Consider the following 17,635-nt stretch of genomic DNA (forward strand, 5'->3'; position numbering starts at 1 on the left):
AGGGACACGGGGAAGGTAAGCGTCACCGCACTGGCGGTGGGCCAGGGCGCGGTCAGGAAAGCGGCTCGCCGTACCGGCGCTCGGACGGTCATGAGCACGGGGAAGGTAAGCATCACCACACTTAGCGGTGGGCAGGGCGGTCAGGAAGCGGGCGGCTCGCCGTACCGGCGTTCGGGCGGTCGTGAACACGGTGAGGTGAGCGGTCACGAACTAGCGGTGGGTCAGGGCGGACAGGAAGCGGGCGGCTATGGGGGCGGCGGCCTTGGCGCCGGTGCCGCCGCCTTCGACGATCACCGAGAAGGCCAGGTCGCCCCGGTAGCCGATGAACCAGGCGTGCGTCGGGGGTTGCTCGCCGGTGCCGTACTCGGCGGTGCCCGTCTTGCCCGCCGTACCCGCCGGGAACGGAACCCCGGCCGCGGTGCCCTCGCTCACCACGGCGGGCATCAGCGTGCGCAGCGCCCTGACCACCGCGGGCTCCAGTTTCCTCGGCCGGGTGGCCTCGGGCAGCAGGGCGGCGTCGACCAGGCGGGGCGGGCGCCAGGAGCCGTCGGCGATCGCGGCGGCGACGGTGGCCATGTTCAGCGGGCTGGTCAGCACGCGGCCCTGGCCGATGGAGGCGGAGGCGAGGTCGGTGTCGTCCTTGGTGTCGGGGAACTGCGCCCGTACGGCCGGCACCCCCGGATCCACCGGGCCACCGAATCCGAAGCTCCCCGCCACCTCGGCCAGCCGCCTCCCGCCGAGCTTGTCGACGCTCAGCCGCCCGAACGTGGTGTTGCACGAGTGCGCGAACGCCTCGCGCAGCGCGATCGTCCCGAACTCCTCGAACCCGGCGTTGTGGAAGGGGAAACCGCCGATGTTCTCCTCGGCGGGGCAGGGGACGCGCTCGCCGGCGGTCATGCCTCCGGCGACGAGGGCCGAGGCGGTGACCACCTTGAAGGTCGAGCCCGGCGGGTAGTGGCCGAGCAGTGCCCGGTTGAACCCGCCCGGCTTGTTGGCCACGGCCAGGATCTCGCCGGTCGAGGGCCGCAGCGCGACCAGCGAGGCGGGCTTCTTCACCGTCTCCAGCGCGTCGGCGGCGGCCCGGTGGACGCTCAGGTCGATCGTGGTCCGCAGCTCCGTGCCCGCCTTGGCGTCGGCCGTGGCGAGCGTGGCGATCCGTTCGGAGCCCCGCACCAGTTCGACCCGCGCCGAGGAGGTGCCGGTGAGGCGGGAGCCGTATCGCTCCTTGAGGCCCTCGACGAGCTGCTGCACCGAACCCGGCGCCGAGGCGATGTCGATCCGGGTGCCGTCTGCGGCCAGGACGGGCGCCTGCTCGGCCTTGACCTGCACGGTCCGTAGCCGCATCCCGGCCTTCAGCCGTGGGTGGACGGCCGCCGGGGTCCACTTCACCCGCCAGGCCCGGTCGTGCTCGACGAGCTGGAGCGACCCGTCGTATCCCCAGTTCACCGGCCCCTTCAGCGTGGCGTGGAAGCCCATCCGGGACTCGTCGCCCCCGGTGACCTCGAAGCCGGCGCCCGACAGCTTCAGGTCGGTCCGGAAACGGCGGTACGTCTGATCGAAGTCACCCGGCGGATCGACGGTGAGCGCCCGCATCGCCGGATAGTCCTGCCTGCTCCAGGCGGCCAGGAACTCCTGCGCGGTCTCCCGCGCCGATCCCTGGGTACGCAGGGCCCACGCGGTCCCGCCGATCGCGACGACCGGCACCAGTACGGCGGCCGCCACCAGGCTCTTACGTTTCATGAGTCGGATCCCCCTTCGTCCTCGCGGAGGAGAGAAGACCAGACGCATATCCCATATGTCCAATATTGATATCTATCTGAACTTAATAGTGAAATAGATATAGTTGCTGGTCATGGACATCGTGCGGCACCTGCACTACTTCACGGTGGTCGCCGAAGAACTGCACTTCGGCAACGCGGCGGTCCGGCTCGGCATGGCGCAGCCGCCGCTCAGCCAGCGCATCCGGCGGCTTGAGGAGGAGCTCGGAGTACGGCTGTTCGACCGGTCGAGCCGTCAGGTCCGGCTGACCGAGCCGGGACGGCTGCTGCTGGCTGAGGCCCGCGAGATCGTCGCCAGGGTCGACCGGCTACGCGACCTCGCCGGGCGTGGCGAGAGCCCGGTGCTGCGCGTGGGAGTCCCGCCCGACCTGGGCTCCTCGGTGATCGCGGCGCTGATCGCCGGATTCCGCGAGCACAGCCCCGAGGTACGGCCGGCGCCCGCCGAGATGTGGAGTGCCGACCAGGTCATCGCGTTGACCGACGGCACCCTGGACGTCGGCGTGGTCCGCCACCCGCTGACCGCTCCCGGGCTCAGCTTCGGCCCGATGCTCGTCCAGCGTCCCGGGGTGGTGCTGGCCGAGAACGATCCGCTCGCCGCGCTGTCGTCGGTACACCTGGCCGACCTGGCGGGACGCAGCCTCGTGCTCTTTCCCCGGGAGCCCGGACTGCACGAGGAGACGCTCGCCGAGTGCCGCCGCCACGGGTTCGCCCCCGAGGAGGTGCACGAGGCACAGACCCTCGGACTGGTTCTCGCCGGTACGGCCGTCGCCTTCGGGCCCGAGGTCACGCTGCCGGGACTGCGCTGGCGGCCGCTGCTGGGCAGCCCGCTGGCCTGGCGGCTCTCCGTCGCCTGGCGGGGTGAGGCGGGTGAGGCTGCCGTAGCCTTCGGGGCGGTGACCCTGCGAGTGCTGAAGGAGAACGCCGGGATGACGGACGACGGGACGGCCCCGGCACGGCCATTGCGGACCAGGCCGGCCTCGGGATTCCTGGCGTGACCGGCTCGAAGAAGAGTCGACGTGGCCGGAAGGGCTTCTGACATGACCGAGTTGGAGAGCCTGTTCCGTACGGCGGGGGCGACCGGGTTCCTGCACGCGGTCGACGTGGACACCGGGGCGGAGGTCGCCCATCAGGCGGACGAGCCCGTGGTCATGGCCTCGGTGTTCAAGGTGGCGTTGCTGGTGGAGTTCTTCCGGCAGGTGGACCGGGGACGGCTCGACGCCGCCGAGCGTGTCACCGTCATGGCCGACCGTCACACTCCCGGGCCTACCGGGGTGTCGGTGATGGCCGACGACGTGACGTTGTCCCTGCGCGACCTGGCCTACCTGATGATGGCGGTGAGCGACAACACCGCCGCCGACACCCTGATCGGCAGGGTCGGCCTGCCGGAGGTCAACGTCATGCTCGCCTCCTTCGGCCTGGACGGGACGTGGGTCGAGCACGACTGCCGGGAGATGTTCTCCACCATCGTCGAGGACACCGGGCAGCGGGACATGCCCACCGATCCCGCGGTGATCGCCGGACTGCGGGTGCTGGATCCGGCCCGCACCAACCGGAGCACCCCGCGTGACATGACCCGGCTGCTCGGCATGATCTGGCGTGACGAGGTGGCCTCGGCCGCCTCGTGCGCCTCGATGCGCAGGTTTCTCGGACTGCAGGTCTGGCCGCACCGGCTCGCGGCCGGATTCCCCTACGACGACGTCGCGGTCAGCGGCAAGACCGGAACCCTGCCCACGATCCGCAACGAGGTCGGCGTGGTCGAGTATCCCGACGGCGGGCGCTACGCGGTCGCCGTCTTCACCCGCTCGTACGGCACGGCCCAGAACCAGCCCCGGGTCGACGCCGTGATCGGCACCGCGGCCAGAGCCGCCGTCGAGCGCCTGCGCGGCTGAGCCGCCGAATCGCCGGGTCGCGACCGTGAGGGTGACCGGCGCGGTCCGGGGGCGACGGGATGTGGTGATCGGAGGGGGCACGTGGGTGGGCCACATCGCAGGGGTGGGGAGTGTGTGCCCCTGGGGGATGACATTCCGCCGGGCCCTCGACAGGATGGGGCCATGGTTGAGGAAGGCGCGTTGCTGTGGGAGCCCAGTCCGGAGATCGTGAGGGACGCCAAGGTCACCCGATACATGGAGTGGCTCGGCAGGTCCGGTGACTACCAGGATCTGTGGCGATGGTCGGTGGACTCCCCGGCCGAGTTCTGGACGTCGATCTGGGACTACTTCGGCGTCGTGGGGGAGCGCGGCGACGGGCCCGTTCTGTCCGGGACGATGCCGGGGGCCGAGTGGTTCGCCGGGGCGACGCTGAACTACGCGGCCAACGCGCTGCGCAGGGCCGCCGACGATCCCGGCCGCCTGGCGGTGATCTCCCGTGACGAGGCGGGCGGGCGCCGGACGTTCACCCTGGGCGAGCTGGCCGAGGAGGTCGCACGGGTCCGCGCGGGCCTGGTGGAGCTGGGCGTCGGGCGGGGGGACCGGGTCGCGGCCTACGCGCCGAACGTGCCCGAGGCGCTGATCGCCTTCCTCGCCACCGCCTCCCTGGGCGCCATCTGGTCCTCGTGCTCGCCGGACTTCGGCGCCTCCAGCGTGATCGACCGCTTCACCCAGATCGAGCCGAAGGTGCTCATCGCGGTCGACGGCTACGGATACAACGACAGGTGGTTCGACCGGGCCAAGGTCGTCGGGGACATCGCGGCCAGCCTGCCGACCCTGGTCGCGCGGGTGCGGATGCCCACCACGGCCGCCTTCTCGGAGGCGGCCGGGGGCGGTCCCGGCGCTCCGGACGCGACCGGCGCTTCGGGCGCGAAGGCGGAGCCGGAGGGTACGGAGGCGGGTGCGGCGCGTGCCGAGGGCGGCGTCCGGACCCTGGAGTGGGCGGACCTGCGCGCCACGGCGGGACCGCTGGCCTTCGAACCGGTGCCCTTCGCCCATCCGCTCTGGATCGTCTACTCCTCCGGCACCACCGGGCTGCCCAAGCCGATCGTGCACGGGCACGGCGGCGTGGTGCTGGAGCACCTCAAGGCGCTCTCCTTCCACCAGGACCTGGGCGAGGACGACGTCTTCTTCTGGTACACCACCACCGGCTGGATGATGTGGAACTACCTCATCGGCGGCCTGCTGACCGGCTCGACAGTGGTGCTGTACGACGGGGCGGCCAACCATCCCGGGACGGACGCGCTGTGGCGGCTGGTGGCGGAGGAGGGGGTCACCTACTTCGGCACCGGCGCGCCGTACATCGTCGCGTCCATGAAGGCCGCTCTGCGGCCCGCCGGGCTCGCCGCGCTGCGCGGCCTCGGGTCCACAGGATCGCCGCTGCCGCCCGAGGGGTTCGGCTGGGTGCACGACGCGCTGCCGGAGGTCCAGCTCGGCTCCTTCTCCGGCGGCACCGACGTGTGCACGGGCTTCGTCGGCGCGGTCCCGCTGCTCCCGGTCCGGGCCGGTGTCATCCCGTGCCGCTGCCTCGGCGCCAGGGTCGAGTCCTACGACCCGTCGGGCGCGCCGGTGGTCGGCGAGGTGGGGGAGCTGGTGCTGACCCTCCCGATGCCGTCGATGCCGGTCATGTTCTGGAACGACCCCGACGGGACGAGGTACCGGGAGAGCTACTTCGCCGACTACCCCGGCGTCTGGCGGCACGGCGACTGGATCAAGATCCTTCCTGACGGCGGTTGCGTGATCTACGGCCGCTCCGACTCCACCCTCAACCGGGGTGGCGTCCGGATGGGGACCAGCGAGTTCTACCGCGTGGTGGAGCGCTTCGAGGAGATCGCCGACAGCCTGGTGATCGACACCGGCCAGCTCGGCCAGGAGGGCCGCCTGCTGCTCTACGTCACCGTGGCGGAGGGGGCCGAGCTCTCCGACGGGCTGATCATGCGCCTGCGCAAGGCGCTCAAGGAGGAGCTGTCCCCCCGCCACGTGCCCAACGAGATCATCGAGGTCCCCGGCATCCCCCGCACTCTCAGCGGCAAGAAGCTGGAGGTCCCGGTCCGCAAGATCCTCCTCGGGATCGCCCCGGAGAAGGCGGCCAACCTCGACGCCATGGCCAACCCCGAGGTGCTGTCGCACTTCACCCCGCTGGCGGACGGCCGGACGTGAAATCCGTGTTCGGGGGAGGCGTCCCTAGACCGTACGGCTGACGCCGAACAGCGGCAGGCAGGGCTCCAGGCCGTGGATCCCGAACCCGGCGGGGGTGTGCCACCTGTCCCGGGACAGGCGCCGGCGGAGGGTCTCGACGGGCTCGCCCCGCCGGGTGTGGATCTGGATTCCGTCGTCGACGTAGCCGAGCTTGCGGGAGACCGCCAGGGAGGCGGGGTTGTCGGCGAACGCGGCCGAGGTGGCGTGGTGTGCCCCGAGGCCCTCGAAGGCCAGGTGGAGTACGGCGGCCCGCATCTCGGTGCCGATGCCCCTGCCGTGGAAGCGGCTGCCCAGCCAGGAGCCGCTGGAGACCTCGCGGGTGACGGCGAAGTCGGTGCCCGCGAGCTCCTGGGTGCCGACGACCTGTCCCTCGAAGACCACGACGAACGGGCACTTCCACTGTTCGGGGGACCAGGCGCCCCACTGGCCGAAGTGGTACTGGACGGTGCTGCGCGCCCGCTCGGCCGGTTCGCCGTCGGTCCAGGGGAACAGGAACGGCATGAGCTCCGGGGCGTGGACGCCTTCGGCGGCGCGGTCGCCGAGCCGGTCCAGGTCGTCGAGGGAGGGCAGGCGGAGTTCCAGTCGCGGGGTGGTCACCCGGAGCCGGAAGAGAGGCCAGTTGCGCATTCACCGATCCTGCCGATCCGCCCGTGGCGGAGTCCAACCGTTTACGGACCACATGCCCCAGGGCCCCGGACCGATGTCCGCAGAGGGTCTCCGGATCGGCTTCCGGGCCGGTGTCCCCGGGGAGCCCCGGCCGGTGTCCGGGCTTCGGGGGAGCGGTGTCCTGAGGGGCTTGCGGGCGGGTGTCCTCGGAGGTTCCCGAGCCGGGCCGGACACGTGCCCATGTGCTCCGGGACACCTTCCGGGTTCGGTGGACGAGTGCTGAAAAACCCTGATTCGTTTCGCCGGACCGTCGCCGGGGGAGCCCTGCTCGCCTGGCCGGTGCTGGAGTTCCTGGCCTTCCTGACCTCGCCGCCGTCCTCCGACCACGATCCCGCCGTCTTCCGCGAGCACCCGGACCTCGTCCAGGTCAGCGGCCTGCTCTTCCTCTGGACGGCGCTCAGCCTCATCCCGGTGATCCTGGGCCTGGCCCACCTGCTGCGGCACCGGGCTCCGCGGACGGGCAACATCGGCGCCGCGCTTGGGCTGCTCGGCGCCGGGCACGCGCTGACGCTCTTCACCACCGACTTCTACGACCTCGCCCTGGCCCAGACGCTGCCGGACGCGCAGGCCAAGGCGGTCACGGCCCGGGTGGGCGAGCTGTGGGGCTTCCTGTACGGCATGCTGCTGCCGGGCTTCCTCGCCCACATCGGGCTGTTCATCCTGCTCGTCGGCCTCGCCGTGACGGGGGTGATTCCGAGGTGGGTGCCGGTGGTCGCGCTGGCCGGAACGGTCGCGCCCTTCCTGGTCCAGGAGCAGAGCGTCGCCGTGCAGTCGGTGGGCGCGCTGTTCCACCTGGCGGCCTACGGCTGGATCGCGCTCCGAGTGTTGCGCACCTCGGACGCCGAGTGGCGGGCGGGCCTCACAGGCCTGCCTCCTTCGCCCGCATGATCGCCTGAGCCCGGTCGGCCACGTGGAGCTTGGTGAAGATGGCCGACACGTGGTTGCGCACGGTCTTCTGGCTCAGCCCGAGCCTGGCCGCGATCTGCGGGTTCGTCAGGTGCTCGGCGACCAGGCCGAGGATCTCCCGCTCCCGCCGGGTGAGCTCGGGCAGCGCGGGCTCGGCGCGTTCCCGCTCGGTGAAGTAGCTCATCAGGCGGGCGGCGATGACCGGGCCGAAGATGGCCTCTCCCTCGGCCACCGCCTGCACCGACCGTACGAGCTCCGCCTTGCGCGCGCCCTTGAGGACGTATCCCCGGGCCCCGGCCCGCATGGCGGCGAACACCGAGTCGTCGTCGTCCGACATGCTGAGCACGACCACCCGGATGTGCGGGTGGTCGCGGACGAGCCGCTCGGTCGCCGCGACGCCTCCCATCCCGGGCATCGTCAGGTCCATCAGGACCACGTCCGGCTGCGCGCGCCCGATCACGGCCAGCGCCTGTTCCCCGCTCGCCACGTCCTCGACGACCTCGACCCCCTCGGCGGCCGACAGCAGTGTCCGCAGTCCCGCGCGGAACCCGGCGTGGTCGTCAACCAGCAGGATCCGGATCATCGGACTCCTCTCCCTCACGTCCCTCACGCGCCGGAAGCGTCACCCTGACCCGGGTCCCGCCTCCGGGGCGCTCCTCGACGGCGAACGTTCCCCCCAGTTCCAGGGCCCGCTCGCGCATCGACGTCAGCCCGACCCCGGTACGGCCGGAGCCGTTCCCGTCCGCTCCCGCTCCCGCTCCCGCTCCGCCCGTCCCGTCCGCGCCCGTCCCGTTCCTGTCCGGACCCGCCTCGCCCGCTCCGCTCCCGTACGGCTTCGCCCGATCCCGGCCCGGCCCGTCCTGCTCCGTCCCGCCGTCGCCGGGCGGTCGCAGTCCGCCGCCGTCGTCCGACACCTCAAGGCCGAGCGTGCCGCCGGACACCGTGATCCGCAGCTCCGCGCCGGTCGCGCGGGCGTGCCGGCGCACGTTGGCCAGTGCCTCGGCCGCGATCCGGTAGGCGGCGACCTCCGTCGCCGCGGGCAGCGGCGGCAGGTCGTCCGGGGCGCGCACGGTCACGAGCGGGCCGGGCGGCTGCCGGGTGGCGTGGGCGCGCAGCGCGCCGAGCAGCCCGAGGGCGTCGAGCGCGGGCGGCCGCAGCCCCTCGACCAGGGTCCGCACGTCGGCGACCGCCGCCTCGGCGTCGCCGACGACGTCGGCCAGCAGCCGCCGCGCGTGCTCGTCCTCGACCAGGTCGTACACGGCCTCGGCCCGCATGGTCAGCGCGGCCAGCGTGGGCCCGAGGCCGTCGTGCAGGTCACGCCTGAGGCTGCGGCGCTCCTCCTCGCGGGCCATCACGAGCCTTTCCCGCGAGCGGCGCAGGTCGGCGGAGAGGCGGGAGGCGTGTACCGCGACCGCGACCTGCCTGGCCAGGTCGGTCAGCACGTGCAGGTCCCGGCGGCCGAACCCGGTCTCTCCCGCCCTGGGCGACAGGACGAGGTCGCCGACCCGCTCGCCGCCGTGCGTCAGCGGCAGCCGTACCGGATCGCCCGCTGGGGCGCCGAACGCGTGCCGCGAGCCCGCGGAGGTCTCGATCGCCGCGTACGGCAGCCGCAGCGCCTCGGCCACGGAGCGCGCGGCCCCGAGCAGCACGGCGCCGGGCTCCCCGGTGTTCTCCAGACGCCTGCCCAGGCGGGTGAGCGCCGCGTAGGGGTCGTCCCGCTCGCCGTACACCAGTAGGTTCACCCAGCCCTGCAGCCGTTGCCGCAGCGGTGCGAACACCAGCGCGACGAGCCCGGCCGCGAGCACGGAGGCGGGCAGGTCCCCGCCGGGGAAGACCGCGGCGAGATAGCCGGCCACGATCACGTATCCGGCGGTCACGCACCCCGACAGCAGCACGTAGACCAGCGTCCGGTTGATCACGAGGTCGATGTCGAAGAGCCGGTGGCGCAGGATCGCGACGCAGACGGAGACCGGTACGAGGGCCGTCGCCGCGGCGCCCAGTTCCCAGAGGGAGTCGGCCGCGGGCCAGATGCGGCCGGGGATGTCGTCGGTCAGCCCGGCCACCAGCCGCGCGGCGACGACCAGCACCTCGATCCCGACCGCGTAGGCCAGCCACTTGATCTGGCGGTGCTCCTTACCGGAGCTGCGCAGCGCCCGCAGGAACAGGTCGGTCCCGCCCGCGACGAAGACCAGCGCCATGAGGGCCGTCATCGCGGTCTCCGCCGCCGTCGCCGCGGGGACCAGTCCCGCGATCCCGAGTGGGTTGACCACGCCGGTGTGCAGCCCGACCTGGTCGTTCTCCCCCGGTCTCAGCGAGCTCAGCACCATCGTCGGCACGGCGAGGACGACGGCCGCCAGGGCGAGGCGCCGCAGTACGGGGGAGGAGGGGCGGCCGCTCGGGAAGATCATCGGAATCAGCGTGAGCGACAGGTTCGCGGGCACCCAGAGCCAGGTCTGCGGCCAGGCCATGGCCTGGCCGAGCGGCAGGCCGCTCCGGGTGACCAGGCTGTAGATGGCGTACTGCCCGCAGGCCTCCATGAGCGCGAAGCAGAGTCCGCCGAGCGCGAGCGAGTGGCCCACCGGATGCCTGGGGTGCCTGGAACCGATCAGGGCGCCCGCCACCGCGCAGGCCACCACGAACAGCAGGTGGCTCAGCCCGAGCAGGGGGGTCCCGTTGAGCGAGCCCAGCACGACGGCGGCGGCCACCAGGGCCAGCGTCAGGACACAGCACGACCAGGCGATGCGCCCCGCTGCCGCCACTGTCCCTCCTGAGCCGATTGACACACCGTATCGGCGCTTTCGCCCAGAAGGGCAGGGACGGTGTCCCGGGACACGGACCGGGACACGGACCGGGACACGGACCGGGACACGGACCGGGACAGGGGGGCGGGACCGGGGGCGGGACCGGGGCTGAGACAGGGGCCGGGGCCGGGCCGAGCCAGGGGGGGGCGGGGCGTGCCCGGTCAGATGCCCTGCGGCATCCGGAAGAGGCGGCCGGGGTCGTAGGCGGCCTTGATCCGGGCGAGCCGGTCCGCGTTCGCCCCGTAGTAGGCCGTGCGCCAGCCGCTCAGCTCGGAGTCGACGTAGTTGACGTACGCGTGGTCGCCGAAGTGGGGGCGCATCGCGGCGTGGGCGTTCCTGGCCCAGGCCGCGGACCCGGTGCGGTGGGCGTAGTACTGGACGCTGTAGAGGGCGGCCCGGTGCGGGAAGGCCGTCGCGTCGGGACGCACCCGGCCGACGGCGCCGCCGAGCGCGTCCAGGAGCACGGTGTGGCTGCCGGGCTTGGCGATCTGGGCGACCAGTGCCCCGGCGCCCGCCTCCGACAGCGGGCGGTAGGCCATGTGCGACTTGGCGGCGAAGTTGTCCCTGGACAGCCTGCCGTCGCTGGTCTGTCCCGGCAGGGATCCCGGCCGGTGACACTGGGAGACCGACAGCGTGGAACAGCCCCCCATGATCATCATCGCGTGGCTGTAGGACGTCTGCCTGACGAAGGTGGTCGAGACCGGGCCGATCCCGCCGGTCAGGCGGTCGAGCAGCCGCTCGCAGCCCGCCTTGCCGCCCAGGTAGAGGCCGCCGATCTGCACGTCCATCCCGTTCTCGCTGCTCAGGTGCAGCGTGGACCACATCTCGTCGGGTGCGGTCGGAGCCCAGGCCTGCCACGCCCGCAGGGCCTTGGCGGCCTTGGCCCACGGCCAGTGCAGGAAGAAGACCGTGACGTCCCGTGTGGGGTGGGTCCGGAAACCGAAGGAGACCGCGACGCCGAGGTTGCCCCCGCCCCCGCCCCGCGAGGCCCAGTAGAGGTCGGGGTCGTGGTCGGCGTCGCAGGTCAGCAGCCGCCCGTCGGCCGTGACGATCTGGACCGACTCCAGCACGTCGCACGTCAGGCCGTACTTCCTGGAGACCACGCCGATCCCGCCGCCGAGCGTCAGCCCGCTCACCCCCACCGTGGGGCAGCTTCCCGCCGGGATGCTGACCCCGCGCGCGGCGAGCCTGTCGTAGACGTCGACCAGCTTGGCGCCAGCCCCGACGGTGGCCCGCCCCGAGGCGTGGCCGACCTTGTTCATCGGGGAGACGTCGAGGACCAGCCCGGTCCCGGTCGACCAGCCGGCGTAGGAGTGCCCGCCCGACCGTACGGCCAGCGGCACGCGCATCCTGCGGGCGAAGTTCACGCACTCGACCACGTCGGAGGGGGTGGCGCAGTAGGCGACGCCCGCGGGCCGTACCGCGTCGAAGGCCGGGTTGAACAGGCGGCGGGCCGCGTCGTAGGAGGCGTCGCCGGGCCGGATGAGCCTGCCCTCCAGCCCGTGTCCCAGGGCGTTCCACTCCGACGGTGAGGGGGCCGCCGACGCGGGCCATCCGGCTCCCATGGTCAGGGCGGTCATACCGCCGAGCTTGAGGAATGTCCGCCTGTCCGGAGCGGGCTTCATGATCGTCTCCCCGATCGTTCCGTGTCACTGACCGATGAGACGGCCGGACAGCCCGCCTGGTTGGTCACATTCGCATCACTTCATGGATCGGTGGTTCTTTTGCCGGGAGCCTCGGGCGATGCGTGCTTTCCGCTAGTTTCTGGGGTCTTCTGGTGATCTCCGATGATTCATCATGATTTTTCGTGGGTTCTGGTGGAGAGGTGTGAAGCGGGGAGATCGGGCGGTGAGCGTGTCGCCGCCGGAAGGGCCGTGACGAGCCAGCTTTAAGACATAATTTTGAGACAGTGGGCGCGACGTGGACCGTACGTGCGACACTGCGGAGGCATCGGGCCGGGCCGCTCCCGGCCCGGATGGACGGCGAGACAGCGGAGACCCCGGACCCGCCGGACAGGGCGGCGCGACCGGCGTGCGCGACCGGTCCCCCGCCGAACTGGAGCGCTCCAACGCCACAATGGTGGCCGGAAGTCACATTGACGTTTCACAGCTTTTCGGGTGGTATCAGGAGCGGCGGCATGCCTCGGTCAACGGGGATCGGGGCAGGTGGCCGCTGGAGGTGTCGTGCCACGGGCCATGCCCGATGGGTGGAGTTCCGGTGAGCGGTGGGCTGATCCGTCCCGCTGCCAGCGCCGGAGCGATGGCTCGCCATGACGAGGCCACCACCCGGTGACGGGCCCGTCACGCGCTGGTCGGACGGGCGGATCACCATGGGACCGGCGTGGAGCGATCCGACGTGGCGTCCCATCCGGTAGGGCGCCCGCGCCCGCATCACTTTCCCAGGCGAGGGAACGACGAGTTTGTCGTAGATCCCTCATTAATACGAACAATGCTCACAAAGGAGTGAGAGCGACATGCCGCTCGACGAGGCGAAGGACGAGCTGCTGAGGAGTGCCGCCGAGACGTGCGCGCACACACCCGGCGGCGACCACGTGAGTGATGAGGAGGCACTCGACTTTCTCAGGCTCTACTATCGGCATGTCGCGCCGGAGGACGTGCTGAGCCGCAACCCGGTCGACGTGTACGGCCCGGCGATGGCCCAGCGGCAGCTCGCGGAGAAGCGCCCCCAGGGCCGGGCCCTGGTGCGGGCCTACACGCCGAGCCTTGAGGAGCACGGCTGGGATCCCGGCCGCTCCATCGTCGAGGTGGTCACCGACGACATGCCCTTCCTGGTCGACTCGGTGACCATGGAGCTGAACCGTCACGAGATCACCACCCACCTGGTGATCCACCCGCAGATGCGGGTGCACCGCGACGTGACCGGCAAGCTGCTCGGCCGCGGCGGGGAGGAGGCCGGCGGGCAGGAGTGCGTCGAGTCCTGGATGCACTTCGAGATCGACCGGCAGACCGACCCGGCCGTGCTCAAAAAGCTGGAGTCCGACCTGCAGCGGGTCCTGGAGGACGTGCGCTACGCCGTCGAGGACTGCGACAAGATGCGGGCCCTGGCCGTGCAGACCGCCGAGGACGTCTCGGTCAACCCGCCGCCGCTCGACCTGGCCGGGGTCGAGGACAGCCTGGAGCTGATGCGCTGGCTGGCCGACGGGCACTTCACCTTCCTCGGCTACCGGGAGTACCGCCTGGAGGAGGGCGAGCAGGGCGACACGCTGCGCCCGGTGCCGGGGACGGGCCTGGGCATCCTGCGCCACGACCAGGCGGGTTCCAAGAGCTTCGCCGCGCTCCCTCCCGAGCTGCGCGCCAAGGCCCGTGAGAAACAGCAGATGCTGATCATCACGAAGGCCAACACCCGCGCGACCGTGCACCGTACGGCCTACCTCGACTACGTGGGCGTCAAGCTCTTCGACGCCGAGGGCGAGGTCGTCGGCGAGCGCCGTTTCCTGGGCCTCTACACCCACGTCGCCTACAGCGAGTCGATCTCCCGCATCCCCGTGCTGCGGCGCAAGCTGGCCGAGGTCCTCGACCTGGCCGGGCTGGAGCCCGACAGCCACGACGGCAAGGACCTCATCGAGATCCTGGAGACCTTCCCCAGGGACGAGCTCTTCCAGACCTCGGTCGAGCAGCTGCTGCCGATCGCGCTCGGCGTGCTCAGGCTGCGCGAGCGCAAGCAGGTCAAGGTCTTCCTGCGCCCCGACGACTACGGCCGCTACATCTCCTTCCTGATCTACCTGCCGCGCGACCGCTACACGACCAAGATCCGCATCAGGATGCAGGAGATCCTGCTCAAGGCGGTCGGCGGGACCTCCTCCGACTACAGCGCGATGATCGGCGAGTCGGCCCTCGCCCGGCTGCACGTGGTCGTGCGCGGGGAGCGGGGCAGGCCGCTGAGCGCCGAGGGACTGGACGTCGAGGAGCTGGAGACCGGGCTGGCCGCCGCGACCCGCTCCTGGGACGACGACCTGGCCACCGCGATCACCGAGCTGAGCTCGGACGACGAGGCCCCCCGGCTGGTGCACCGCTACGCCTCCGCCTTCCCCGAGGGCTACAAGGCCGACTTCCCGCCCCGGATGGCCGTGGCCGACCTGCGCCGCCTGGAGACGCTCGACGCCTCGTCCGGCGAGATCGGGATGAACCTCTACGAGCCCTACGAGGCCTCCGAGGGCGAGCGCCGCTTCAAGCTCTACCGGATCGGCGCGCCCATCTCCCTGTCGCACGTGCTGCCGCTGCTGCAGCGGCTGGGCGTCGAGGTGGTCGACGAGCGGCCCTACGAGATCGACCGCGACAACGACCCGGCGACCAGGGACGCCTGGATCTACGACTTCGGCCTGCGCTACGCCCTCTCCGACGAGGTCGACCGGGACGAGTTCAAGCGGCTGTTCCAGAACGCGTTCGACGCGCTGTGGCGGGGCCGGGTGGAGAGCGACGGGTTCAACGCCCTGGTCCTGGCCGCCGCGCTGAACTGGGAGCAGGCCGAGATCCTGCGGGTCTACGCCAAGTATCTGCGCCAGGCGGGGACCACGTTCAGCCAGGACTACATCGAGCGGGTGCTGCTCGGCAACGTACGGCTCGCGCGGCTGCTGGTGCGGCTGTTCGAGGCCAGGCTCGACCCCAGGCGTGACGAGGAGGTCCGCTCGGAGCTGGCCGACGCGCTGAACGAGGAGATCCTCGGCGCCCTGGACGACGTGGCCTCCCTGGACGAGGACCGCATCCTGCGGGCCTACCTGGAGATGATCAACGCCACGCTGCGGACGAACTACTTCCAGACGGTGAACGGCGAGCGCAAGCCGTACATCAGCCTGAAGTTCGACTCGCCGTCGATCAGCGTGCTGCCGCTGCCCAGGCCCAAGTTCGAGATCTTCGTCTACTCGCCGCGGGTCGAGGGCGTGCACCTGCGCTTCGGCAAGGTCGCGCGAGGCGGCCTGCGCTGGTCGGACCGGATGGAGGACTTCCGTACCGAGGTCCTCGGGCTGGTGAAGGCGCAGATGGTGAAGAACACCGTCATCGTCCCCACCGGCTCCAAGGGTGGCTTCGTGGTGAAAAATCCGCCGAAGTCGGGTGCGCGTGAGGAGGTGCTCGCCGAGGGCATCGCCTGCTACCGGGTGTTCATCTCCGGCCTGCTGGACATCACCGACAACCTCGTCGACGGCCAGGTGGTACCGCCCGCCGACGTGGTCAGGCACGACGGCGACGACACCTACCTCGTGGTCGCGGCCGACAAGGGCACCGCGTCGTTCTCCGACATCGCCAACGAGGTCTCCAAGGAGTACGGCTTCTGGCTCGGCGACGCCTTCGCCTCGGGCGGCTCCGTCGGCTACGACCACAAGGCCATGGGCATCACCGCCCGCGGCGCCTGGGAGTCGGTCAAGTACCACTTCCGCACGACCGGCGTCGACATCCAGACCACCGACTTCACCGTGGCCGGAATCGGCGACATGTCCGGTGACGTGTTCGGCAACGGCATGCTGCTCTCCCAGCACATCAGGCTGGTCGCGGCCTTCGACCACCGGCACGTCTTCGTCGACCCCGACCCCGACTCCGCGCGGAGCTACGCCGAGCGGGCCCGTCTCTTCGCGCTGCCGCGCAGTTCGTGGGCCGACTACGACGCCGCGCTCATCTCGCAGGGCGGCGGCGTCTGGCCGCGCACGGCCAAGTCGATCCCGATCTCCCCGCAGACGCGCGCCGCGCTCGGCATCGCCGACGGGGTGACCTCGCTGGCCCCCAACGACCTGATCAGCGCCATCCTGCGCGCCCCGGTCGACCTGCTGTGGAACGGCGGAATCGGCACCTACGTCAAGGCGTCGACCGAGTCGAACGCCGACGTCGGCGACAAGGCCAACGACGCGCTGCGGGTCAACGGCGCCGAGCTGCGCTGCAAGGTGGTCGGCGAGGGCGGCAACCTGGGGCTCACCCAGCTCGCCCGCATCGAGTTCGCCCGCGAGGGCGGGCTGGTCAACACCGACTTCATCGACAACTCCGCCGGGGTCGACACCTCCGACCACGAGGTGAACATCAAGGTCCTGCTGAACCGGGCGGTCCGCGACGGCGAGCTGACCGACAAGCAGCGCAACCAGCTCCTGCTCGACATGACCGACGAGGTCGCCACGCTGGTCCTGCGGGACAACTACGACCAGAACCTGGTGCTGGCCTCCGCCCGCGCCCAGGCGGCCGACATGCTGCACATCCACGCGCGCCAGCTGCGCAGGCTGGAGCGGGCCGGACTGCTCAACCGGGAGCTGGAGTTCCTGCCGTCGGACAAGGCGCTCGCCGAGCGGCGCCAGGCCGGGCTCGGGCTGACCGCGCCGGAGTTCTCGGTGCTGCTGGCCTACACCAAGCTGGTCGCGGACGCCGAGATCCTCGGCTCCGACCTGCCCGACGACCCCTACCTGGCCTCCTGGCTGGTGTCCTACTTCCCGTCGGCGCTGCGCGAGCGCCTGCGCCCGTACATGGACACCCACCCGCTCCGCCGGGAGATCATCACCACCGGCGTGGTGAACGACCTGGTCAACTCCAGCGGCACCACCTTCATGTTCCGCCTGGGCGAGGAGAGCGGCGCGTCCACCTCGGACATCGCCCGCGCCTACCTGGTCACGCGCGAGGTCTTCGACCTGCCGAGCTTCTGGCAGCAGGTGGAGGAGCTGAACAACAAGGTGGACACCGCCACCCAGATCGCCATGGAACTGGAGGCCCGCAAGCTCGCCGAGCGCGGCACCCGCTGGCTGCTCGGCAACCGGCGCGCGCCGCTCGACCTCGCCTCGACGGTGAACTTCTTCGCCAAGGGGATGAACGGCCTGCTGCCGCACCTGCCCAAGCTGCTCACCGGGTCGGACCTGGCGGGCTTCGAGGAGCGGCGCGACTCCTTCACCGCCCGGGGAGTGCCCGCGGAGCTGGCCGAACGGGTCGCCTCGATGGTCCCCGCCTACTCCACGTTCGACCTGGTCGAGATCGCCTCGCAGACGGCGCGCCCGGTCAACGAGGTGGCCGAGGTCTACTTCGACCTGGCCGACCGGCTCCAGCTGTCCAGGCTGCGCGAGCGCGTGATCGCGCTGCCCAGGGACAGCCGGTGGAACTCCATGGCGCGGGCGGCGCTCCGCGACGACCTCTACGCGGCGCACGCCTCGCTCACCCGTGACGTCCTGGTCCACAGCACACCGGGACTGACGCCGGAGGAGCGGCTCGCGCGCTGGACCGAGGTGAACTCGGCGGCGGTCGCCCGGTCCCGGCAGACCCTCTCGGAGATCTGGGAGAGCGACAACTTCGACCTCGCGACGCTGTCGGTCGCGCTGCGCGCCATCCGCACGCTCGTGGCCTCGACCAGGCTCCCGCACGCCGAGGCGTGACAGGCCCGG

10 protein-coding genes are annotated in these 17,635 nt (G+C 71.5%); 5 read left to right on the plus strand and 5 right to left on the minus strand.

Annotation, left to right across the window (positions count from 1 at the left end; all coding sequences use genetic code 11):
- Positions 1–210: 210 nt before the first annotated feature.
- Positions 211–1,740, minus strand: a complete 1,530-nt coding sequence (locus AB0N02_RS04560) for a penicillin-binding transpeptidase domain-containing protein (RefSeq protein ID WP_363942695.1) — start codon at positions 1,738–1,740, stop codon at positions 211–213.
- Between the two features lie 112 nt (positions 1,741–1,852).
- Between AB0N02_RS04560 and AB0N02_RS04565 the strand changes: the two genes are divergently transcribed.
- From AB0N02_RS04565 to AB0N02_RS04575, 3 genes are all read left to right on the plus strand, one after another.
- On the plus strand, positions 1,853–2,773 hold the full coding sequence (locus tag AB0N02_RS04565; RefSeq protein ID WP_363942698.1) for a LysR substrate-binding domain-containing protein: 921 nt from the start codon (positions 1,853–1,855) through the stop codon (positions 2,771–2,773).
- Between the two features lie 42 nt (positions 2,774–2,815).
- A complete protein-coding gene (locus AB0N02_RS04570) occupies positions 2,816–3,667 on the plus strand; it encodes a serine hydrolase (RefSeq protein WP_363942701.1) in 852 nt (283 codons plus the stop codon).
- Between the two features lie 162 nt (positions 3,668–3,829).
- Positions 3,830–5,863 (plus strand): acetoacetate--CoA ligase, encoded by a 2,034-nt coding sequence (locus AB0N02_RS04575; protein WP_363942703.1) that lies wholly within the window; start codon positions 3,830–3,832, stop codon positions 5,861–5,863.
- Positions 5,864–5,887: 24 nt separating this feature from the next.
- Here AB0N02_RS04575 and AB0N02_RS04580 read toward each other — a convergent pair whose 3' ends face one another.
- Positions 5,888–6,529 carry a GNAT family protein gene (locus AB0N02_RS04580; protein ID WP_363942706.1) on the minus strand — a complete coding sequence of 214 codons (642 nt, stop codon included), beginning with the start codon at positions 6,527–6,529 and terminating at the stop codon, positions 5,888–5,890.
- 255 nt (positions 6,530–6,784) lie between these two features.
- Between AB0N02_RS04580 and AB0N02_RS04585 the strand changes: the two genes are divergently transcribed.
- On the plus strand, positions 6,785–7,456 hold the full coding sequence (locus AB0N02_RS04585) for a hypothetical protein (RefSeq protein ID WP_363942708.1): 672 nt from the start codon (positions 6,785–6,787) through the stop codon (positions 7,454–7,456).
- On the opposite strand, the gene AB0N02_RS04590 is transcribed toward AB0N02_RS04585, so the two are convergent.
- The 3 genes from AB0N02_RS04590 to AB0N02_RS04600 all read right to left on the minus strand — a co-directional run bounded on the left by AB0N02_RS04590 (position 7,428) and on the right by AB0N02_RS04600 (position 11,900).
- Positions 7,428–8,057, minus strand: coding sequence for a response regulator transcription factor (locus AB0N02_RS04590; RefSeq protein WP_363942711.1), 630 nt, complete (start codon positions 8,055–8,057; stop codon positions 7,428–7,430). The two genes, AB0N02_RS04585 and AB0N02_RS04590, sit on opposite strands and share 29 nt — an antisense overlap.
- On the minus strand, positions 8,035–10,233 hold the full coding sequence (locus tag AB0N02_RS04595; protein ID WP_363942714.1) for an ATP-binding protein: 2,199 nt from the start codon (positions 10,231–10,233) through the stop codon (positions 8,035–8,037). The genes AB0N02_RS04590 and AB0N02_RS04595 overlap by 23 nt, the downstream gene beginning before the upstream one ends.
- 203 nt (positions 10,234–10,436) lie before the next feature.
- The gene (locus AB0N02_RS04600) at positions 10,437–11,900 is read right to left on the minus strand and encodes an FAD-binding oxidoreductase (RefSeq protein ID WP_363942717.1); all 1,464 of its coding nucleotides are present in this window, start codon (positions 11,898–11,900) and stop codon (positions 10,437–10,439) included.
- 848 nt (positions 11,901–12,748) lie between these two features.
- Between AB0N02_RS04600 and AB0N02_RS04605 the strand changes: the two genes are divergently transcribed.
- A complete protein-coding gene (locus tag AB0N02_RS04605; RefSeq protein WP_363942719.1) occupies positions 12,749–17,626 on the plus strand; it encodes an NAD-glutamate dehydrogenase in 4,878 nt (1,625 codons plus the stop codon).
- Positions 17,627–17,635: the final 9 nt, after the last annotated feature.

It is taken from the genome of Streptosporangium sp. NPDC051022 (assembly GCF_040683035.1).
In the GTDB taxonomy this organism is placed as follows: Bacteria; Actinomycetota; Actinomycetes; order Streptosporangiales; family Streptosporangiaceae; genus Streptosporangium.

Coding starts and splice junctions, on each gene's coding strand:
- AB0N02_RS04560 (WP_363942695.1), bottom strand. CDS start 1,740: ATGAAACGTAAGAGCCTGGTGGCGGCCGCCGTACTGGTGCCGGTCGTC.
- AB0N02_RS04565 (WP_363942698.1), top strand. CDS start 1,853: ATGGACATCGTGCGGCACCTGCACTACTTCACGGTGGTCGCCGAAGAA.
- AB0N02_RS04570 (WP_363942701.1), top strand. CDS start 2,816: ATGACCGAGTTGGAGAGCCTGTTCCGTACGGCGGGGGCGACCGGGTTC.
- AB0N02_RS04575 (WP_363942703.1), top strand. CDS start 3,830: ATGGTTGAGGAAGGCGCGTTGCTGTGGGAGCCCAGTCCGGAGATCGTG.
- AB0N02_RS04580 (WP_363942706.1), bottom strand. CDS start 6,529: ATGCGCAACTGGCCTCTCTTCCGGCTCCGGGTGACCACCCCGCGACTG.
- AB0N02_RS04590 (WP_363942711.1), bottom strand. CDS start 8,057: ATGATCCGGATCCTGCTGGTTGACGACCACGCCGGGTTCCGCGCGGGA.
- AB0N02_RS04600 (WP_363942717.1), bottom strand. CDS start 11,900: ATGAAGCCCGCTCCGGACAGGCGGACATTCCTCAAGCTCGGCGGTATG.
- AB0N02_RS04605 (WP_363942719.1), top strand. CDS start 12,749: ATGCCGCTCGACGAGGCGAAGGACGAGCTGCTGAGGAGTGCCGCCGAG.